This window comes from Mesorhizobium sp. WSM2561 (assembly GCF_000513915.1).
Lineage (GTDB): Bacteria > Pseudomonadota > Alphaproteobacteria > Rhizobiales > Rhizobiaceae > Mesorhizobium > Mesorhizobium muleiense.
The window spans coordinates 92,564-113,826 of sequence record NZ_AZUX01000001.1 but is presented as its reverse complement, the minus strand read 5'-3'; the positions used below and the strand labels follow the sequence as shown (position 1 = coordinate 113,826).

17 protein-coding genes are annotated in these 21,263 nt (G+C 63.3%); 15 read left to right on the top strand and 2 right to left on the bottom strand.

Translation table 11 applies throughout. The features are described 5' to 3' along the window. Positions 1–81: 81 nt before the first annotated feature. The 8 genes from M727_RS0100560 (at position 82) to M727_RS0100525 (ending at position 10,434) form a co-directional block, all read left to right on the top strand. Positions 82–693 carry a thymidine kinase gene (locus tag M727_RS0100560; protein ID WP_027151019.1) on the top strand — a complete coding sequence of 204 codons (612 nt, stop codon included), beginning with the start codon at positions 82–84 and terminating at the stop codon, positions 691–693. Between the two features lie 221 nt (positions 694–914). Next, entirely contained in the window at positions 915–2,003 is a 1,089-nt protein-coding gene (locus tag M727_RS0100555; RefSeq protein ID WP_027151018.1) for a hypothetical protein, read from the top strand. 29 nt (positions 2,004–2,032) lie between these two features. Beyond that, positions 2,033–3,178 (top strand): hypothetical protein, encoded by a 1,146-nt coding sequence (locus M727_RS0100550; protein ID WP_027151017.1) that lies wholly within the window; start codon positions 2,033–2,035, stop codon positions 3,176–3,178. Between the two features lie 24 nt (positions 3,179–3,202). Then, entirely contained in the window at positions 3,203–5,113 is a 1,911-nt protein-coding gene (locus M727_RS0100545; protein WP_027151016.1) for an ATP-binding protein, read from the top strand. Positions 5,114–5,296: 183 nt separating this feature from the next. After that, positions 5,297–6,601 carry a DUF6638 family protein gene (locus M727_RS0100540; RefSeq protein ID WP_027151015.1) on the top strand — a complete coding sequence of 435 codons (1,305 nt, stop codon included), beginning with the start codon at positions 5,297–5,299 and terminating at the stop codon, positions 6,599–6,601. 33 nt (positions 6,602–6,634) lie between these two features. Then, complete coding sequence (locus tag M727_RS0100535; RefSeq protein WP_027151014.1) at positions 6,635–7,777, top strand: DUF2333 family protein; 1,143 nt, start codon at positions 6,635–6,637, stop codon at positions 7,775–7,777. A gap of 131 nt (positions 7,778–7,908) precedes the next feature. After that, the gene (locus tag M727_RS0100530) at positions 7,909–8,331 is read left to right on the top strand and encodes an ester cyclase (RefSeq protein ID WP_156941451.1); all 423 of its coding nucleotides are present in this window, start codon (positions 7,909–7,911) and stop codon (positions 8,329–8,331) included. A gap of 423 nt (positions 8,332–8,754) precedes the next feature. Continuing rightward, positions 8,755–10,434 (top strand): formate--tetrahydrofolate ligase, encoded by a 1,680-nt coding sequence (locus M727_RS0100525; protein WP_027151012.1) that lies wholly within the window; start codon positions 8,755–8,757, stop codon positions 10,432–10,434. 73 nt (positions 10,435–10,507) lie between these two features. Here the strand turns inward: M727_RS0100525 and M727_RS0100520 are convergent, their stop codons facing one another. Then, positions 10,508–11,155, bottom strand: coding sequence for a cysteine hydrolase family protein (locus M727_RS0100520; protein WP_027151011.1), 648 nt, complete (start codon positions 11,153–11,155; stop codon positions 10,508–10,510). A 124-nt stretch (positions 11,156–11,279) separates the two neighbouring features. On the opposite strand from M727_RS0100520, the gene M727_RS0100515 reads away from it, so the two are divergent. The 6 genes from M727_RS0100515 (at position 11,280) to M727_RS0100490 (ending at position 19,186) form a co-directional block, all read left to right on the top strand. Next, a complete protein-coding gene (locus tag M727_RS0100515) occupies positions 11,280–12,266 on the top strand; it encodes a helix-turn-helix domain-containing protein (protein WP_027151010.1) in 987 nt (328 codons plus the stop codon). A gap of 478 nt (positions 12,267–12,744) precedes the next feature. Continuing rightward, positions 12,745–13,206 carry a membrane protein gene (locus M727_RS0100510; protein WP_027151009.1) on the top strand — a complete coding sequence of 154 codons (462 nt, stop codon included), beginning with the start codon at positions 12,745–12,747 and terminating at the stop codon, positions 13,204–13,206. Continuing rightward, a complete protein-coding gene (locus tag M727_RS0100505; RefSeq protein ID WP_027151008.1) occupies positions 13,203–14,579 on the top strand; it encodes an FAD-containing oxidoreductase in 1,377 nt (458 codons plus the stop codon). The genes M727_RS0100510 and M727_RS0100505 overlap by 4 nt, the downstream gene beginning before the upstream one ends. A 122-nt stretch (positions 14,580–14,701) precedes the next feature. After that, entirely contained in the window at positions 14,702–15,757 is a 1,056-nt protein-coding gene (locus tag M727_RS0100500) for a succinylglutamate desuccinylase/aspartoacylase family protein (RefSeq protein WP_027151007.1), read from the top strand. Positions 15,758–16,038: 281 nt separating this feature from the next. Continuing rightward, positions 16,039–18,228, top strand: coding sequence for an anthranilate synthase (locus M727_RS0100495; protein WP_027151006.1), 2,190 nt, complete (start codon positions 16,039–16,041; stop codon positions 18,226–18,228). A gap of 28 nt (positions 18,229–18,256) precedes the next feature. Further along, entirely contained in the window at positions 18,257–19,186 is a 930-nt protein-coding gene (locus tag M727_RS0100490; RefSeq protein ID WP_051505464.1) for a cation diffusion facilitator family transporter, read from the top strand. Between the two features lie 307 nt (positions 19,187–19,493). Here M727_RS0100490 and M727_RS0100485 read toward each other — a convergent pair whose 3' ends face one another. Then, on the bottom strand, positions 19,494–20,588 hold the full coding sequence (locus tag M727_RS0100485; RefSeq protein WP_027151004.1) for a hypothetical protein: 1,095 nt from the start codon (positions 20,586–20,588) through the stop codon (positions 19,494–19,496). A 111-nt stretch (positions 20,589–20,699) separates the two neighbouring features. On the opposite strand from M727_RS0100485, the gene M727_RS0100480 reads away from it, so the two are divergent. Then, on the top strand, positions 20,700–21,137 hold the full coding sequence (locus tag M727_RS0100480; RefSeq protein WP_027151003.1) for a DsrE family protein: 438 nt from the start codon (positions 20,700–20,702) through the stop codon (positions 21,135–21,137). The last annotated feature ends 126 nt before the right edge of the window (positions 21,138–21,263 follow it).

Below are 21,263 nucleotides of genomic sequence, written 5' to 3'. Positions count from 1 at the left end.
TTCCGGTGGCCAGCCGCTTTTCCGGTGGAACGTCGGGACGCCCCCTCCCCGCGTTGGAACAACTCGGCTTAAAAGGGCGGCATGGCCAAGCTGTACTTCCACTATGCGACCATGAATGCCGGCAAGACGACGATGCTGCTGCAGGCCTCCTACAATTACCGCGAGCGCGGCATGACGACGATGCTGTTCGTCGCCGGCCACTACCGCAAAGGCGACACCGGGCTGATCTCGTCGCGCATCGGCCTGGAGACGGAAGCCGAGATGTTCCGCGACGGCGACGACCTGTTCGCCCGGGTCGCCGAGCATCACGATCACACGACCGTCCATTGCGTCTTCGTCGACGAGGCGCAGTTCCTCGAGGAGGAGCAGGCGTGGCAGCTTGCCCGCATCGCCGACCGGCTGAACATCCCGGTGATGTGCTACGGCCTGCGCACCGATTTCCAGGGCAAGCTGTTTTCCGGCTCGCGCGCGCTCCTGGCGATAGCAGACGATCTGCGCGAGGTGCGCACCATCTGCCGCTGTGGCCGCAAGGCGACGATGGTCGTGCGCCTCGGCGCGGACGGCAAGGTGGCGAGACAGGGCGAACAGGTGGCGATCGGCAAGGATGTCTATGTCTTGCTGAGCCGCCGCCATTGGGAAGAAGAAATGGGCCGCGCCGCGCCCGACGATTTCATCGGCTTCACCAAAGCCTGAGCAGCGCCGTCGGCGAAGCTGCCGATCTCCCCGCAAGCGGGTCGCAAGGGGGAGGTCGGGTGTCGCTTCGGCTTTTCGCCAATCACCAGCAGTGGAAGACAGGCCGATGGGGTCGGGTTTTGTTTGAGGTATCGCGGCATCTTCCGCCTTTCCTTCCCCCCTTGCCATACATATATTCGCGGCGTTCGCGACACGAACAATTGCCGAAGCGGGAGGCTCCTATGGCGACATTGCAGAATTTTGATGCCGAAATTGCCAAGACCAATCAGGTCGTGCAGGACATGCGCACCAAGATCGAGCAGTCCGGCGCCGTGCTCGACACGCTTGCCAAGACCGACAGGAAGATCGGCGACGCCAATTTCGACCTCGAGAACGCCCGCATCGAGGATGTGCTGAAGCAGCAGAAGGTGATGGAAGGCAACATCGCCGACCTGATCATCGGGCTGGAGGACGCCACCAACGTCTTCGGCGCCGAATTCGAGAGCATGAAGAACTACACCGGCTGGGAAAGCTTCGTCGGCATATTTTCCGACCAGAGCAAGCAACGCATGCGCACCGACCGCGTCCGCAACATGTCGCTGGCCGGCAATCTGCAGGAGCTTCTGGCGAAATCCGACACCATCGTCGGCATCCTCAAGGCGCAGAAGCAGATCCTCGACCAGCGTTACAAGACCTCCGAGGCCAGCCTGTCGCAGGTGATCGAGCGCCGCAAGGCAACCATGTCGAATCTCGAGACCGTGCAGAAGCGCATCGAGGAGCTCAATCCGATGCTGCTCGACATCGAGAACAAGATCGCCGCCTCGACCAGCCAGAAGGAGCGCACCGAGCTCGAAGGCGACCGTTCGAAACTGGCAACCGAGTACAACGAGAAGCAGGCCAAGGAGCAGGAACTGCTGGCCGAAAGCCAGACGCTGGAGCGCTACACCTCGATGTTCCAGACCTTCGTCGATTCGCTCAACAACCAGATCGCGGCGCAGTCGACGCTGATCAACAAGCTGACCATCGATACCGAGCAGCGCATCGTGCTCTACAAGGCCCTGGAAGATTCGCTGAAGACCGCCGCCCAGCAGGACGTCGCTCACAAGATCAACACGCTGGGCAGCCAGGTCGACAACACCGCCGAGGAAACCATGGCCGGCATCGGGGCGGCCTCGCAGAAGCACATTGGCGATCTCCTCGAAATGCACGAGAAGAACATGGTGGCGACCGCCGACATCCAGCGCCGCAAAAAGCTGGCCGACGATGCCTTTGCCCGCCGCTTCGACGACGTGCTGAAAAAGCACAATGCGGCAAACTACGTGCAGTCGTAATTGCTGCATATCTCCCAAGGGCTGGCTGCATGACCCCCGAAAACGAAGCGGCAACGCGGTATTTCTCGGCGATCACCGCGGCACTCAGCGGCCTCGAAGTGTTCATGCGCGACGATCGCTCGCCGCTCTACCGGCACGGCATCGTCGCCAAGATCGTCGCCGAATACATTGCGCGGCTCGACAACTCGTTTTCCTGCTGGCGCAACCGGCTGGGCTTCATGGAGACATTCCGCATCTCGCGCGCCGAAAGCGGCTTTCCGGTCTTCCAGAACGTGCTCGAACTTGAAAACGACCGCCGCCAGGCCGATACGCGTCTCGCCAACATACCGCTAGCCGACGAGTTGCGCGAGGAAATGGCCGACTTCATCCTGCGCCACAAGGAATTCCCCGAGGCGCTGCAGAAGTCGATGGCCGAGCGGCTCTATCTGGAAGGCGTCAGGAGCGAGACGACCTTCGGGCCGTTCACCTTGGCGCAGACGGCAAAAGTCTCGGTCAATCCGAAGACCAGGCGGCCTTACTACCTCGCCCATTGGGCAGCCTTCGACGGCAGCGCCAACCTGCCGCTGGTCTACATGGTGACGGTCGAGGATTCCTCCGAAGAGATGATCGGGCAGCTTGTCGACCGCAATGGCAAGCTCAACGAAAAGGTCGACATTCCGCTTCCGGTTGAAGGACTGCTCAATCCCGAGCTTGCCCACCGCTTCGACGACTTCACCGAGAAGAACTCCGCCTATACGCTGTCGCCGGCTACGATCGCGGTCAACCTCGACAAGGATTTCGAGCAGCTCCACCCCAAGCAGCTGCGCCGCGTCGTGCTCGGGCCTTTCTATTCGGCCGGGATCACCGACAACAATTCGACGGTGACCGACATTCTGGACAAGGTGCGCAAGCCGGAAAACGCCTGGCTGCTGACCTGGACCATCCAGGAGGTTTATTCGAAATCCGAAAAGCCAGGCCGCAAGGGGTTGTTTTCGAGCGAGAAAGCGACGCAGGAATTCTTCATCGACACCGACGATCTGGAGGCGGCGCGCCAGGGCGTGTCGAGCTACGAGAAGCACGCGCTGATCCCGCATGAGGCCTATCAGGCGCTCTACGCCGCCGGCGAGGCGCAGAAGATCTTTTCCGGCTACAAGGTCCACATCCTGTCCAAAGGACAGGTCATCAGTGACGTCTGACAGTCAAACCGCGGAGCATCCTTCATGGACACCGGCCTGACCACGATTTCGGAAGCGGCAATCGAAAAGCACCGCGCCACCGCGCAGAGCTTCATCACCCGCATCGTCGTGCTGGAGGACCCGTCGCGGGAATCCGGTACCCCACTGGCCGGCACCAACCGCCGCTTCGTCTCGACCGTCTCGGTCGGCTCGGTGCGCCGCACGCGCGAGGTCGAGCTTTCCAAGACCGTCGCCGCCGTCCATCCCGACGACCAGCTGCTGAGCATTGCACAGCACATGCTGCTTTATCGCACCCGGCGCGGGCTGGCGATCGCGCTGGCCATCGCCGATGTCTTCGCCGAAGGCTCAGATCTCGAGAGCCTGAAGGCGAAAAACGCCCGCGCGCCGCTCGAAGGCGACGAGGCCGCCGCCTTCAAGAAGCTGCTGTCGGCCTCGGCCTATATTTCGGCCTTCAGCCTCGCCTCCTATCTGTTCCAGCTGATCGACAGCGATGGCGAGGCGCCGAACGACACGCCCGAGCCGGACTTTTTGTTCGACACGCCGCAGGACGCGGTGAAATCGATCGTGGCCGGCCTCGACAGGGCGATAGCAGGCGCGAAGGACGACGCCGAGCTGATGACCCGGGCGCGCGCCTTCGCCCGTGTCGTCATCGACGGACTTTTGGCGCGAAAGGGCCGCTTCGACGGCATCGGTCCGTTTGAGAATGCGCATATCCGCATCGACGTCGACGACTTCACCCTCGACGGCTTCGACGTCGCGCCGGGCAAGCGGTCGAAGCCGCTGGTGATGACCTTCAAGAAGCCGGAAGAGGTCGTTGGCAACCACATCGCCAAATACCAGTCGGTCAAGCTCGCCAAGATGCTGATGGCATATGATTTCGAGCGCGAGCTGAACCCGTTCGTCGAGCTCGGCGGCTTCCTGTTCACCTTCATCGGCGACGGCGCGCCCGGCACCGGCAAGACGACGCTGATCCAGATGATCGCCGGTCTCGTCAACGGCTACTGCCAGGTCGCCGGCTATCCCTTCGCCTACGAGAACTTCGGCGTCGACCAGATCTCCTCCTACCAGGGCAAGTCGGGCCAGAGCTGCCGCCAGTTCATCAACAATGTGCTGAACCCGCGCGTCATCGGCTTCGGCACCATCGACGATATCGACCAGGTGGCGGCCCGACGCTCCGACGATCGTGCCTCGGCCGGCCAGCAGGAAATCACCGGCGTTCTGATGGACGCATTCGGGGGTGCGGCCACGGTGGTGCGCGGCAACTGCTCCTTCGGCATGTTCTCCAACTATCCCGAAAACGTCGACGACGCGCTGCGCCAGCGCGCCGGCGCCCGCTGGCTGGTCGATGGGCCCCAATCGCGCGACGACTACATCGATATCTTCGTGCTGCTCGCCGGCAAGAACCACAAGATCCCGCTCGGCGACCACAAGCTCTACGCCGCCCAAGAAATCCAGCGCGCGGTAATGGAGGCCTATGAAGAGCACGAGAAGCCCAGGGAAGACGGGCTGATGAAGGTCTATGAGCGCTACATGAAGGAGAACGGCGCGCCGAAGTCGATGGCCGACATCGGCACCTATCTGCACATGATCAAGGAGGCCGAGCCGCGCTTCACCGGCCGCGCCATCAAGAACGTCACCGATGCGATCAAGATGCGCGCCATGGACATCGAGCTGCCGGACGAATGGTTCGAGAAGCCGGAGGTCTTCATGCACAAGAGCTACGACGACAAGAAAGCGATGATCGAGGAACTGCGCGGCCCGTTCTCGATGGACATGGTCATGCAGGAGGTCAACCGCTACGCCGACTCGGAGTTCCGCTACTCCGACAGGTCCGACGACGCAGCCGTGACCAAGATGATCCGCGACACCCGCCTGCGCGACCGCGCGATGCGCGAGATCGAGGAGCTGAAGAAGAAGGGCCTGTGGAATGCGTGAGACGCGCCGACGCTCCCTTCTTCCCTTGTGGGGTCCGAAGGACGGGGCGAGACCAGTGGCTCGCCCCCGGGCGGTGTCGCCGAAGGCGACGGATGAGGGGTTTTCGTCAAGCTGGAACACCCCTCATCCGTCTTGGCGCTGCGCGCCAATCCACCTTCTCCCCGTGAACGGGGAGAAGGGAGAATGAGCCCCGCCAAGAAATCCGACCTTTTGCGCGAGAACGAGCTGATCTATGGCCGGCTGCTGACCATCGACGAGCCGCATCTGATCCAGCGCTACAACAAGGCTTTGGTCGCCTTCGGCCTGAAGCCGACGAAGCTGAAGAGCTTCGAGATCGACCGCACCGGCTTCTCGCCGCAGGTTGCCGAGGAATGCGGCGACTACAGCTATCTCGATCCCAACGAGATCAACCGCCGCTTCATCATCCTGACGCCGTCGCAGGTCGACCTGCCGGTGGTCCACACCGCCTTTTCCAACACCTCGCAGCTGATGTTCGAGTTCATGTCGACGAACCAGCGCGCCATCGACGCGCTGACCATCAAGGATGTCATCTATGGCGAGATCGAGGATTCGGTCCCCAAGGTCGACGACATCGAGGACCTGCTGTCGATCAGCCAGGTCGAGTTCAAGGTTCTGTCGGCGGAGGACGTGCTCGGCAAAGCCGCCGAACTCGGCAAGCTCGTCGACCGGTTGAAGCAGGAACCGGACGCCTGGCGCGACAGTGCCATGCTCACCCGCATGGTCGAGCTGGCCAAGATCTGCGGCGACATCCGCGAGAACGCGCTGGTGCCGGATCAGGTGATCTTTCGCCACAGCGCCTATTGGACCAGCCATTTCGGCGGGCTCTATGTGTTCATCGACCCCGACATGACGACGGTGATCAGCGACCCGGCAGCACCCGGCTTCCGCCGCTCGCGGCCGTGGCAGGTGAGCTACCTCTCGATCAACGATGCCGACAGGGTGTTCAAGTTCCTCGCCGCGACCGGCCGCATCGAACTGCCGCGTGCCTCGTGGATCGAAACTTCAGGCTATCTCGAACACCGCGCCGAAATGGTGGTGCGCGCGCTGATCCGCGACGCCGAGCCCGACCGCAACCTGACCGACGTCGACAAGGTCTGGCTGCAGACCTGGATCCACAGCCATGCCGACCTGATCACCAGGGACGGCAATTTTCCTTTCCTCAACGCCGCCAAACGCGAGATCGCTCACCTCGGCTATCTCAAGGTCGAGGACGTGTTCCCGCAGCAGCGTTTCCTGACGATCCGGGCCAAGCCCGGACATCCCGACGCCTGGCTGACCAACCAGTTGATCTCGGATTTCGTGCCACAGGATTTCGTCTCGCGCTATGTCTTCAACAAACCGGGTTTTTACAGCGACTATGACGGCTTCAGCGACGCCTGGCGATCGCATGTTGTGGACGTTCTGAAAACCACATATCTGAAAGACAAGGTGGCGTTTCGCACACGCCTCTACGGCCTTACCGATTGAATGGCCGGCTGACTGACGAGGGGTGACATCGCCATGCTTGATCCGATCGTGAACTTCTTCACACGGATGTTCCAGTGGATCGGCCGCGGCATCGGCTTCGCCGTCGGCGTGATCCTGTGGCCGTTCCTGTGGGCCGGGCGCTGGTATACGCAGCGCGGCTGGATCCTGAAGGCGGTGCTCGGCCTCGCTCTGCTCATGCTGATCGGCCTCTACGGCTATTTCATCTGGAACACGCAGGTCTGGAGCAATTTCAATCCCGCCTATGCGGAAGCATATAGGTTCACGCAGCCGGCCGGAACCGCGCCGGCGCAGCCCGCTCCTTCCGCCACCGGGGAAACCGCTGGCGTCGAGGGAGAGGTCAAGACCTGCACCCACTCGGCCATTGTCCAGGTTACGGCTGATCTCATCGATTTCAACGTCAACGAGAATGCCTGGATCTCGTCGATGATACTCTACAAGCTCGGGCTCTTCGGCATGGACTGGGACCGCACGCCGTTTCTCGACAACAAGGCCTCCTTCCAGCGCGGCGTCAATCAGGCCATCCGGCGCACCACGGTCGAGCTTGTCGACACGCTGGGCCGCGTCCGCGGCACCAGCCAGATCGACCAGAACCTGCAGGATGCGCGCGGCGCGATCACCTTCGACGAGGAAACCTGGTATTTCGGCCTCAGGCCGTTTGGTCCGAAAACCCCGACGCCGAGTTTTTATCGCACGGCGGCGAACAGCCTTCGCGCCTTCAACGACCGGCTCATGAAATGCGAGGTTGTCTTCAACGCGCGCGCCGACAATCTGTTGCAGTTCGTCGACCGGATCGCGAGTGACATAGGCTCGACGTCGGACCTGATCCGCGACCGCTCGCAGAACTTCAACAGCGGCTGGTTCGACACGCGCGCTGACGACCGCTTCTGGTTCGCCTACGGCCAGCTCTACGGCTATTATGGCATCCTGACGGCGGCGCATCACGATTTTCAGCAGATCCTCGACAATCGCGGCCTCACGCCGCTGTGGAACAGCGTGGAAGGCCAGCTCAAGGCAGCGCTCGCCATCCAGCCTCTGATAATCTCCAACGGCCGCGAGGATGGCTGGATCATGCCCACCCACCTCACCACGATGGGTTTCTATGTGCTTAGGGTTCGATCGAACCTCGTCGAGGTCAGGTCTGTCCTGGATCGGTGAAGCAAGCGATTGGTGAAAGACGCCTTGGCTTGAATCGCCGCTGGCCCCGTCGGGATCGGCAACGTGCTGACGCGGCAGTTCGGCTGCGCATTGCGAGGAGCGGAACCTGATCGTCTCGTCGTCGTTCAACCGTGGGCGGCAGCCAGCGAGGACACGCGATGGATATCCGGGAAATTGCTCGAAATCTCTATGCCACGATCGATGCGCGGGACTGGGATAGACTGGCCGGTCTGGTCTCTCCGGATCTCGCCGTTCACCTCGCCAGCGCCAATCCGATCGGCTTTGATGACTGGCGAAAATCCCTGACCGAATTGTTTGTTGGTTTCCCGGACGGCCATCACGTCATCGACGACTTTGTCGGCGATGCCGACAAGGTGGTCACGCGCGGTCGCTTTCAGGGCACGCACACCGGCATCTTCCACGGCGTCGAACCGAGCGGAAATTGCGTCTCGGTTGGTGTGATTAACATTGATCGCGTCGAGAACGGCATCGTGGTCGAACATTTCGGCCAGCTTGACGGCTTGGGGCTGATGCACCAGATCGGTGCATTCTAATGCATGTCGCGCAAAAGCATGCCCTTGGGCCTGCACCGAGGGTGCGCAGCGGATTTGCGATAACGACATGCATCAAGCAAGAACTTAAAGCGCGTTGACGCGCTTTGGCGCCACCGCTCGACACGCCGACCGGCGCTCGAACCCTGTCGCATTCCGTGCATTCCGCGGCTGTTTTGAGACGGCAGGACGGCGCGTGCTCTGGCTTCTATACGGCGCGACAACCCGCGAAGATCCGGGACAGGTCGACCGGGAAACAGACAGCCGTCTTTCTCTAAAGGAAACATAGTTGCATGCAAGTTGACGCCACGGCAGCGACAGGGGTAGAACGTGCCCTCGCCTGCAGCGCCAGGCTGTTCCGAACAGGCTTGCGACCACACTGATCAAACCCGTCCCCTCCACCGTCCAATCCAGAGGAAAGCCGCCATGGCCGAAGTGAAGTCCGACATCGAGATCGCGCGCGCCGCCGACAAGAAACAAATCCAGGCGATCGGCCAGAAAATCGGCATTCCAAGCGAGCATCTTTTGCCTTACGGCCACGACAAGGCGAAGATCTCGGCCGAGTTCATCAAGTCGGTGAAGACAAACAGGGACGGCAAGCTGATCCTCGTCACCGCCATCAACCCGACGCCGGCCGGCGAAGGCAAGACGACGACGACGGTGGGCCTCGGCGACGGTCTCAACCGCATCGGCAAGAAGGCCATCGTCTGCATCCGCGAGGCCTCGCTCGGGCCGAATTTCGGCGTCAAGGGCGGCGCTGCCGGCGGCGGCTATGCGCAGGTCGTACCGATGGAGGACATGAACCTCCACTTCACCGGCGATTTCCATGCCATCACCACGGCGCATAATTTGCTTTCGGCGCTGATCGACAACCACATCTACTGGGGCAACGAACTCGGCATCGACATCCGCCGCGTCGTCTGGCGCCGCGTCATGGACATGAACGACCGCGCACTGCGCGAGATCATTTGCTCGCTTGGCGGCGTCGCCAACGGTTTTCCGCGCGAGGGCGGCTTCGACATCACCGTCGCCTCGGAGGTCATGGCGATCCTGTGCCTCGCCACCGACCTGAAGGATTTGGAAAAGCGCCTCGGCGACATCATCGTCGCCTATCGCCGCGACAAGTCGGCCGTCTATGCCCGCGACCTCAAGGCCGACGGCGCCATGGCCGTGCTGCTCAAGGACGCCATGCAGCCCAACCTCGTGCAGACGCTGGAGAACAACCCGGCCTTCGTCCATGGCGGTCCCTTCGCCAACATCGCGCATGGCTGCAACTCGGTCGTTGCCACCACGACGGCGCTAAAACTTGCCGACTATGTCGTCACCGAAGCCGGTTTCGGCGCCGATCTCGGCGCCGAAAAATTCTTCGACATCAAGTGCCGCAAGGCCGGCCTGAAGCCGGCGGCCACGGTCATCGTCGCCACCGTGCGCGCCATGAAGATGAATGGCGGCGTCAAGAAGGAAGACCTCGGCAAGGAGAACGTCGAGGCGGTCAAGAAGGGCTGCGCCAATCTCGGCCGTCACATCGAGAATGTCAGGCAGTTCGGCGTGCCTGCCGTGGTCGCCATCAACCATTTCTATTCCGACACCGACGCTGAAATCAGGGCGATGAAGGACTACGTCGCCTCGATGGGCGAAGAGGCGATCCTGTGCAAGCACTGGGCCCACGGCTCGGCCGGCATCGAGGAACTCGCCAACAAGGTGGTGACGCTGGCCGAATCCGGCTCCTCGCAGTTTGCGCCGCTCTATCCCGACGCCATGCCGCTGTTCGAGAAGATCAACACCATCGTCCAGCGCATCTATCGCGGATCCGAAGCGATCGCCGACAAGTCGGTGCGCGACCAGCTCCACGCCTGGGAGCACGCCGGCTACGGCAATTTGCCGGTTTGCATGGCCAAGACGCAATATTCGTTTTCGACCGATCCGAACCTGCGCGGCGCGCCGACCGGCCACACCGTGCCGGTGCGCGAGGTCAGGCTGTCTGCCGGCGCCGGCTTCATCGTCGTCATCTGCGGCGAGGTCATGACCATGCCCGGCCTGCCCAAGGCGCCGTCCTCGGAAAAGATCTTCCTGAACGAGATGGGCCAGATCGAAGGCCTGTTCTGAGAATTTCGAAGGCCGGAATGATAGGGGCGCCGCAGCGATGCGGCGCCCTCTTTGCGTGTGCCGCGCCAACCTTCTAAGCGGCGTTGCGTGCCAGCGCGCGCTGGTTGGAGGCGTAGGGCGTATCGCGCTCGGGCAGCACGCCGGTCTTCAGGCAGTCGATCCATTCGGCGGTCTTGAGAACGGCGGCGAAGCGCGACTGCAGGACAACGGTCACCACGCGATGGATGTCCTCGGCCGAGGCGTAGCCGGCGCTGTTGGCATAGGGCAGCGACCCCGTTGCATCCGACAGGAACTCGACGGCAAAGCCCATATGGACGGCGTGGATGACCGTCGACAGATCGCAATTATGCGTCATGTAACCGATGACCGTAATCGTATCGATAGCGTTGGCGCGCAGCCATTCCTCGAGGTCGGTGCCGGTGAAGGCGCTTGGCAAGGTCTTTTCGATGTAGTGGTCGCGGTTTCGCCTCGCGATCTCGGGATGCAATTCGGCGCCATGGCTGCCCTTGGCGAAGACCGGTGAGGTTTCCGGCGCCAACTGCTTGACGACCACCACCTTGACGCCTGCCTCGGCGGCCGCGTCCATGGCGCACGCCACATTGGCGACGGTGTCGCGGAAGGGCGGATGCTTGATGGCGAGATTGCCGCCGTCATAGTCGTTCTGAACGTCGACGACGATGAGGGCACGGCGTGGCGCTTTGCCTTTGGCTGATTCCGACATGGAGTTTTCCTTTCCCGTTGACATTGATGGGTCGAGGATAGACTCGGCATCAGGCCGCAAAAGTGTCCCGATTGACATTGTTCGAAAGAATTGGGACATTCCGGAAACTCTCATGGTGCTCATCATGGCAGATCCGATCGTTGCCGCCATCGCCTTCGATGGCATCAGCCCGTTCCACCTCTCCGTGCCGTGCCTTGTATTCGCAGAGGATCGCGCCGCACTCGACCTGCCGCGCTTCGAGTTCCGGGTCTGCGCGATTGAGGACGGGCGGATCCGCACCGATGCGGGGCTGACCATCAGCGTCCCGCACGGGCTTTCCGCGCTTGATGGCGCCGACATCGTCGTCGTGCCCAGCTGGAAGAACCTCGAAGTCCCACCGCCAGCGGCACTGATCGAGGCGCTGCGTCGCGCGCACCGGGGCGGTGCGCTGATTGTCGGATTGTGCCTGGGAACGTTCGCTGTTGCGGCGACCGGACTGCTTTCGGGGCGGCGAGCCGCGACGCACTGGGCTTTTTCCGACCAGCTGCAGGCCCTCTATCCCGACATTCTCGTCGAGCCGGAGGTGCTCTACATCGACAATGGCGATGTCGTGACCTCGGCCGGTGTCGCCGCCGGGCTCGACTGCTGTCTCCACATCATACGGGCTCGCTATGGCGCGGAGGCGGCACTCCGGCTTGCCCGGCAGATCGTGCTTTCTCCTCATCGTCAGGGCGGGCAGGCGCAGTTCATAGAACGCCCCATCGCCAGGACCGGCAATGCCGACCGATTCGCACAGGCTCTCGACACCGTGCGCAAGACGTTGCACGAGACGCACAGCCTGGACAGTGTCGCCGACATCGCCGGCCTCACCCGCCGGACATTCACCCGCCGCTTCCAGAAAACAATCGGCACCAGCTTCGGCGACTGGCTGACCGACCAGCGCGTCGCGCTGGCGCAGCGGCTGCTGGAAGCAACGGAAAAATCGATGGACACGGTTGCCTTCGAGGCCGGGTTCGGCAGCGCCACCTCGCTGCGCCAGCATTTTTCGGCGCGGCTCAGGACCACGCCCGCGCAGTACCGGCGCGAATTCTCGAAGAACGCACAGGAGCGCGTGGCGCAGGCGCCGAGGTGAGGCAATCGCTTCAGGTCTGGCGCTGCCCCTCATTACCCTGCCCGTCCTCCGCAGCAGCTGCGCTGCAGCTGCGGAGCGTGGACCGGGCATTTCTCCCCGTATAGTGACGGGGAGAAAGACGCCGTCTCCGACGATTTCGCCACTGTCAGCGTTGCAATAGGGATGCCGAGGTTGCGGCCAGCCCCTTCTCCCCGTCACTATACGGGGAGAAGATGCCGGCAGGCAGATGAGGGGCGGCGCCGACATCGAGAATTGGTCATCCAACCTGAGTTGTACGCTATCTTTTGTTCTGAAGCGACTGCGCTCGATCCTGCCGTTTCGAGCCATGGCGGCCCTCCCGTCTTACCCCTGCTGTTTCAATAGGGTGTCCATGAAAATGGTTGAGCGCCAGAGATCGCAGGCCTCTGGTCAAATGCCGAACCTATGCTAGCCTGCCCCGGCTGGGCTGTCCCCAGGCCGTATGATCGAGGGGTCAATCATGCTGTACATCCTTGCACTTCTGATCGGCGTCGTTGCCGGCCTTCGCGCCATGACCGCGCCTGCCGCCGTCGCTTGGGGCGCCTGGCTTGGCTGGCTGCCGGTCGCCGGAACCTGGGCCAGCTTCATGGGCCACTGGATCGCCGTCGGCATTTTCACCATCCTGGCCATTGCCGAACTGGTCACCGACCAGTTGCCGTCAACGCCGAGCCGCAAGGTGCCGCAGCAGTTTGGCGCGCGCATCGCCGTCGGCGCCTTCACCGGCGCGGTGATCGGCGCGACCGGCGGCGCCACCGTCGGCGGCCTGATCGCCGGCGCCATCGGCGCGGTGATCGGCACACTGGGCGGCGCCGAGCTGCGCAAATGCCTAGCCCTGGCTTTCGGCAAGGACCAGCCCGCCGCCCTCGTCGAGGACGCGGTGGCGATCGTCGGCGGTCTGCTGATTGTGGCGGCGGTGGCATGATGGCAAGGTCATTCGACGCCATCATCATCGGCGCCGGCCAGGCCGGCCCGCCGCTCGCCGGCCGGCTGACGGCGGCCGGCATGAGTGTGGCGCTGATCGAGCGAAAGCTGGTCGGCGGTACCTGCGTCAACACCGGCTGCATGCCGACCAAGGCCATGGTCGCCAGCGCCTATGCCGCGCATCTCGCCCGCCGCGCCGCCGACTACGGCGTGACGCTCTCCGGTCCGGTCGGCGTCGACTACAAGGCGATCAAGGCACGCAAGGACAAGGTGTCGAACGACGCCCGCGGCAACCTCGAAAGCTGGATTGCCGGCATGGACGGATGCACGCTTTTTCGCGGCCATGCGCGCTTCGAGACGGCCGATACCGTGCGCGTCGGCGACGACCTGCTGAGCGCCGACAAAATATTCATCAACACCGGCGGCCGTGCCTCGGTGCCTGATCTGCCAGGCGTCGACGACATTCCGTTCCTGACCAACTCGTCGATGATGGATCTCGACGTGCTGCCGCGCCACCTCGTCGTCGTCGGCGGCAGCTACGTCTCGCTCGAATTCGCGCAGATGTTCCGCCGTTTCGATTCACAGGTCACGGTGATCGAAAAGAGCCCGCGGCTGATCGGCCGCGAGGACGAGGATGTCTCGGCCGCCATCCTGTCCATCCTCGAAAACGAAGGCATCACGGTTCATCTCGGCGCCGGCGACATCGGCTTCGCCAGGCAGGGCAGCGACATTGCCGTGACTTTCACCGCCGGCCAGGCGCCGGCTGTCGGCTCGCATGTGCTGCTGGCAGTAGGCCGGACCCCCAACACCGACGATCTCGGCCTCGACAAGGCCGGCGTCGAGCTCGACAAACGCGGCTTCATTGTCGTCGACGACCAGCTGCGCGCTAGCGTGGCCGGCATCTGGGCGATGGGCGACTGCAACGGCAAGGGCGCCTTCACCCACACCTCCTACAATGACTACGAGATTGTCGCCGCCAATCTGCTCGACAACGACCCGCGCAGGGTGAGCGACCGCATCGAAGCCTATGCGCTCTATACCGACCCGCCGCTCGGCCGCTGCGGCATGACCGAGGCAGCGGTAAGAAAGTCCGGCCGCCGCGCGCTGGTCGGCCAGCGCCCGATGACACGCGTCGGCCGTGCCGTCGAGAAAGGCGAGACGCAAGGTTTCATGAAGATCCTGGCCGATGCCGACACCAACGAAATCCTCGGCTGCTCGGTGCTCGGCCCCGGCGGCGACGAGGCGATACACTGCGTGCTCGATCTGATGTACGCCAAGGCGCCGATCAGCACGCTGGCGCGCGCCATGCACATCCACCCCAACGTCTCGGAAGTTCTGCCCACCATCGCCCAGGAGTTGAAGTCGCTGGCATAGGCCGGGCAGGACCAGTATGTCCACCGCGCCCGGCCGGGTAGGCCCTTGCGCCCATAGCGTGAAAAGCTGGACCAATCGACAGCGTATCGACGAAAGGGCAAGAGTTTTCCTGGAGGATCATCATGCAGAAATCGATCGAGCGCATTGCCGGCGACAGCGAAGGCCATTCCTACGAATTCCCAGTCTTCCGCTTCGAAGGAACCGACAAGGCAGCACCTTCGGCCTATCTGCAGGCGGCACTGCATGCCGGCGAACTGCCGGGCGTCGTCGCCATCGACGCGCTGATGCCGATGCTTAAAAAGGCCGAAGCCGAAGGCCGCATCAAGGGCAGTATCACCGTCGTGCCGCAAGCCAATCCGATCGGCCGCGCCCAGTATCATTTCGGCGAGCACCAGGGCCGTTTTCACCTGGGCACGCGCACCAACTTCAACCGCGGCTTTCCGCTGCTGGCCGCGCCTGACGTTGAATTGTTGCCCGACACCACGCTTGGCACTGCCGATCAGCGGCTGAAGACGCGGCTGCTGCAGCTGTCGATCGGTCACGACATCGTGCTGGACCTGCACTGCGACGACGAGGGCCTCGCCTACCTCTATGTCCATGCCAGCCTGTGGCCGGCCATGGCGGATTGTGCGGCGGCCATGGGCGTCGATGCGGTGATCCTGTGGGATGAGGACACCGACGGCACCTTCGAAGGCGCCTCGATCACGCCGTATCTGAACCTCCCTGCCGAGGTGGCGCGGTTCGACCGGCGCGTCGCCACCACGGTCGAGTATCGCGGTATACTCGATGTCGACGGCGCTCTGGCCGGCGCCGATGCCGAAGGGCTGTATCGGCTGCTGGTGGCGCGCGGCGTGATCCTGGATCAGGCCCTGTCCACGCCCGGCAGCTTCACCGGTCTCGTCGCGCCGCTCGAAAACATCGACATGATGCCGGCGCCGCGGGCGGGCGCGGTCCTCTACAAAGTGAAGCCCGGCGACCGTGTGGCAGAAGGCGCGCTGCTCGCCACCATCGTCCATGCGCCGGGTGAAGCCGGCGGCCGCACCCAGCTGTTCGCGCCGCAGGCGGGCATCATCCTGACACGGCGTTCCCGGCGCATCATCCGCGCCGGCGAAGATCTGCTGAAGCTGGTCGGCGACAGGAAGAGCGCCGATGCACGGTCGGGAACGCTGGAGGATTGAGGGCTCATGCCCTTCTCCATGCCCTCCATTGGAATCCAGTTGCGCGGCCGTGCAATCGCCGCTATTGGAATCGCCATGAACATGCGCTCGATCAAGACCGTTTGGTGGTGGGCTCGCTGACAGCGGCCTGTTCGAACGCGTGCGCGTGAAAAATAGAAGGTGGCCGCAACGGAATGTCCGGGCGGCCATTTGTTTTTCAAAGCCATGCCCCGGGTCCGTTGCCCCCAAGACGCTGAAATATCCAAGACGCTGAAATAGCCAAGACGCTGATGGAGACGGCAATGACGACGAAAATTCTGGAGAACGGGGCGGAGCGCTTCGTCACGGCGGGTGGCGTGACGATTACCCGCGAGCGCCATGACCGACCTTACGAAGGCGCGATCGACGCCTATGTCGACGGGCTGAACGCGCGCCGCGGCGCCGTGTTTTCCTCGAATTACGAATATCCCGGCCGCTATACGCGCTGGGACACCGCCATCATCGACCCGCCGCTGGTGATCTCGGCGCGTGGCCGCGCCATGCGCATCGAGGCGCTGAACAGCCGTGGCGAGATGCTTCTGCCGGTGGTCGGCAAGGCGCTCGGCGGCCTTGACGAGGTGACGATCGCCGAGACGTCGAAGCGACTGATCCGCCTCGACGTCGCCAAGCCCGGCCGTGTCTTCACCGAAGAAGAACGCAGCCGCGTTCCCTCCGTCTTCACCGTGCTGCGCGCCATCACCGCACTGTTCAAGACAGTGGAAGACGCCAATCTCGGCCTCTACGGCGCCTTCGGCTACGATCTCGCCTTCCAGTTCGATCCGGTCGACTACAAGCTCGAGCGCCAGCAAAGCCAGCGCGACCTCGTGCTGTTCCTGCCCGACGAGATTTTGGTCGTCGACCACTATTCGACCAAGGCCTGGACCGACCGCTACGATTATTCCAGCGACGGGTTTTCGACGCAGGGATTGCCGCGCGACGAAATCGTCGAGCCGTTCAAGACCGCCGACCGCATCCCGCCGCGCGGCGACCATGAGCCCGGCGAATATGCCAATCTGGTGCGCAAGGCGATGGAGAGTTTCAAGCGCGGCGACCTGTTCGAGGTGGTGCCCGGCCAGATGTTCTACGAGCGCTGCGAGACGCCGCCCTCCGACATCTCCCGCAAGCTGAAGACCATCAACCCCTCGCCCTATTCCTTCTTCATCAATCTCGGCGAAGGCGAATATTTGGTCGGCGCCTCGCCCGAGATGTTCGTGCGCGTCAACGGCCGCCGTGTCGAGACCTGCCCGATCTCCGGCACGATCAAGCGCGGCGGCGACGCCATTTCCGATAGCGAGCAGATCCTGAAGCTGCTCAATTCGAAGAAGGACGAATCCGAGCTGACCATGTGCTCCGACGTCGACCGCAACGACAAGTCGAGGGTCTGCGACCCGGGCTCGGTGCGCGTCATCGGCCGCCGCCAGATCGAGATGTATTCGCGGCTGATCCACACCGTCGACCATATCGAGGGGCGGCTGCGCGAAGGCATGGACGCCTTCGACGCGTTCTTGTCGCATGCCTGGGCGGTCACCGTCACCGGCGCGCCGAAATTATGGGCGATGCGCTTCATCGAGCAGAACGAGAAGAGCCCGCGCGCCTGGTATGGCGGGGCGATCGGCATGGTCAATTTCAACGGTGACATGAACACCGGCATGACGCTTCGCACCATCCGCATCAAGGACGGCATCGCCGAGGTGCGCGCCGGCGCCACGCTGCTCTTCGACAGCATTCCCGAGGAAGAAGAAGCCGAAACCGAACTGAAGGCATCCGCCATGATCTCCGCCATCCGCGACGCCAAGACCGGCAATGCCGCCGACACCGAACGCGCCACCGCGCGCGTCGGCGACGGCGTCAACATCCTGCTGGTCGACCACGAGGACTCCTTCGTCCACACGCTGGCCAATTATTTCCGCCAGACCGGCGCCAATGTCTCGACCGTGCGCACGCCTGTGCCGGACGAGGTCTTCGACCGGCTGAAACCCAATCTCGTCGTGCTGTCGCCCGGTCCCGGCACGCCGAAGGATTTTGACTGCGCCGCCACCATCAAGCGGGCCCGCGCGCGCGACCTGCCGATCTTCGGCGTCTGCCTCGGCCTGCAGGCGCTGGCCGAGGCCTATGGCGGAGAGCTGCGCCAGCTGCACGTGCCGATGCATGGCAAACCGTCGCGCATCCGCGTGTCGAAGCCGGGCATTATCTTTTCCGGCCTGCCCAAGGAGGTGACGGTCGGCCGCTATCACTCGATTTTCGCCGATCCGGTCCGCCTGCCCGACGGCTTCGTCGTCACCGCCGAGACGGAAGAAGGCGTCATCATGGCCTTCGAGCACAGCAAGGAGCCGATCGCCGCGGTGCAGTTCCACCCGGAATCGATCATGACGCTCGGCCACAATGCCGGCATGCGCATCATCGAGAACATCGTTGCGCATCTGCCGCGCAAGGCCAAGGAAAAGGCGGCTTAGCTCCGGTTTCGGCGGCCGGAAGCAATCGATGACCGCTATTGATTCGAAAAACGCCGCCAAGCGCAAGGTCGCCAGCCTCGCCTTCTGGTCGATAGTCCTCGCCTTCGTCGTGCTCGGCCTGAAGCTGGCGGCCTGGTACGTCACCGGTTCCGTGGCGCTGTATTCGGACGCGCTGGAATCGATCGTCAACGTCATTGCCTCGGCCGCCGCCTACTGGGCGATCCAGGTCAGCCACAAGCCGGCCGACCAGGATCATCCGTTCGGCCACCACAAGGCCGAGTATTTCTCGGCTGTCCTGGAAGGCGTGCTGATCGTGCTGGCAGCCCTTCTGATCCTCAACGAAGTGTGGTGGTCCTTGCGGCATCCCGTCCCGCTCGAACAGCCCTGGACCGGCCTTGCCATCAACGGCGTCGCGACGGTGATCAACGCCTTCTGGGCCTTGACGCTGATCCGTGCCGGCCGTGCCGAGAAGTCACCGGCACTGGTCGCCGACGGCAGGCACATCATGACCGACGTGGCGACCTCGGTCGGCGTGTTCATTGGTCTGGTCGGCGCAGTGCTGACCGGCTGGCAGGTCCTCGATCCCGCTCTTGCCGTCATCGTTGCGCTGAACATCCTGTGGCAGGGCTGGCACGTCATCGGCTCGTCGATGAACGGTCTGATGGACCGCGCCGTCGACACGCAGGAGCACATGCGCATCCGCGACATCATCTCGGCCAATTGCAAAGGCGCGCTGGAAGTCCACGATCTGAAGACGCGGATTGCCGGCCGCGCCACCTTCATCGAGTTCCACCTGGTCGTCGACGCCGACATGTCGGTGGGCGCCAGCCACGTCATCTGCGACCGCATCGAGGATGCGCTGAAGGCGGAAATCCCCTCGGTGCGCGTCACCATTCATGTCGAGCCCGACGACGAGGCAAAACTGCCCAGGGGCACGACGGCCGTGCCGTTCGCGTGAGGCCTGAGAGACGCGGGCTTCCCTGCCATGACATCAAAAACGTCGAGCCGGTGCAGAACTCTATGCCGGCGGGACAGCGCCCCCCTCTGTCCTGCCCTCACTTTGCCAAAATATGTCATCTCCCCCACTTGGGGGGAGATCGGCCGTCTTCCCGGCTTTCGCCAATCTCTGATGGTGCAAGAGTGGGCGGGACGCTGAAGCCGCCAATCTCCCCCTCGTGGGGGAGATGCCAAGTGGGGGCAAAGAGGGCAGGACAGAGGGGGACGCGAAGGATCGCTGCCGCCGCCATTCTGATCCGAGGATCCGATCAAGGCGCGCAGGCAGCCTGCGGCATCGGCTCCAGCCGATAGACCTTGTCGTCGGATGCGGTCTCGCCGTCGGCCGCCTTCGAGCACAGGTCGACGATCGGCAGGCTGCTGTTAGGGTTGGCAAGCATCATCGTGCCGTTGGCGCCGCGGCGCAGAAAAATCTCCCTGGCCGCGATGTCGCAGGAAAAGTCGCTCGTCCTTCCGCTCGCCACGCAGCGCCACTGGTCCGCTTCGCCGTCACAACTGTAGCTCTGCGTGACCCTGGCGGCACTTTGGCGCGTGGTGACGGAAACTTCTATGTCGGCGCCATCAGGCCAGCTTGCCGTCTCGCCGTCCTTGGCGAAGGCGGCCAGTTCGATCGGGCCCCGGAAAACCCGGATGGTGTGGGTAAGCTGATCGGGATGCGAGCCGAGATGCGCGGCATCGTAGTCGCGCCCGTAGCAGAACGGCTGGTCCGGTTTCAGCCGCTCGCGCAGCGGTGCTCCCAGCGCCGGATCGACCGGATCGATGCGCGCGAATTCGGCCTTGCAGGTCTGCGCCGGCATGCGGTCGAGCCGGAAGCCGTCGTCTTCCGTGCCGAGTGCCTGCCTGGCAAACTCCTTTTCGCCAAGTTCATCCTCGGCGCCGGCCTCGAGATAAAGGCTGCGATGCACGCCGGAGACGATCAGCCGGCCTTTTTCGTCGACGTTCACCAAGGCCATGGTGCGGTCGCATTCCATGCCGCAATGGATCTCGCCCGATTGCGGATCATCCTTGCCGCACCAGCCGCCGACCCATTCAGGCTTCTTGGCGCCGCGCACCGTCGTCGCCAAAAAACCGTTGTAGCCGGACGGAGCGCTGCTCGGCTCCTCGTTCGGGTGGCTGACCGGATCGCTGCCATAATAGAAGAAAATCCGTCCCACCTTCTGGTTCGGATGCACCTTGAGATGCGCGGCATCATAGACACGCCCGAAACAGCCATCCTTGCCGTCCGGGCTGAGTTCGGCGAGCTCAGGCGTATCGTCGGCAAGGGCCATGCCGGCGACAGCGGCCAGCAAGGCGCCAGCAAGTCCGGCGCCCACAATGGTCTTCCCCCCAATGGACTTCGATGTCATGTGCCCCTCCTCGCCCGACCCCTCCTCGCCCGACCACGACGTAACGTCAATTTATGCTAGGATCGAGGCCGAAGCCACGCAATTTACGCGGACATGCTGGAGAACGACATGATGCGACGCCGCGATATTTTCCGTGTCGGCCTTGCCGGGGCCGCTGGCCTCTTCGGGCTGCGCCAGGTCAAGGCGGCGGCCGTGGCAGAGGAAAGGCAGAAGGTCGCCTATCACCTCAGCGACCTCGACAAGGTCGGCTTCGTTCTGGGCAATATCAAGAACCACTATGAGGGCACCGGCGGCAAGGTCGACATCGTGCTGGTCGTGCACGGACCGGCACTCGCCGCCTTCAAGTCGAAGAGCGCGTCGGCTGCCATTTCCAGCCGTTTTTCCGGTCTGGTTCGCGACGGGCTGGCCCCGCATGCTTGCGCCAATACCATGCAGGGCATGGACGTTGCGCTCACCGATCTGCTCGACGGCTTCCATGCCGCCGAGACCGGCGGCGTCGTCAAGCTCGCCGAATTGCAGCGCCAGGGCTACGCCTATTTGCGGCCCTGAACCTCCACGGACTTGAACATGAGCACGGCGAGGCCCTACGAAGAGCAGGACAACCCCGGAGGAATGCCAGCCACCACAACCGCCCCTGTCACCGCCACCCCTGTCACTTCCGCCCTTGTCACCCCC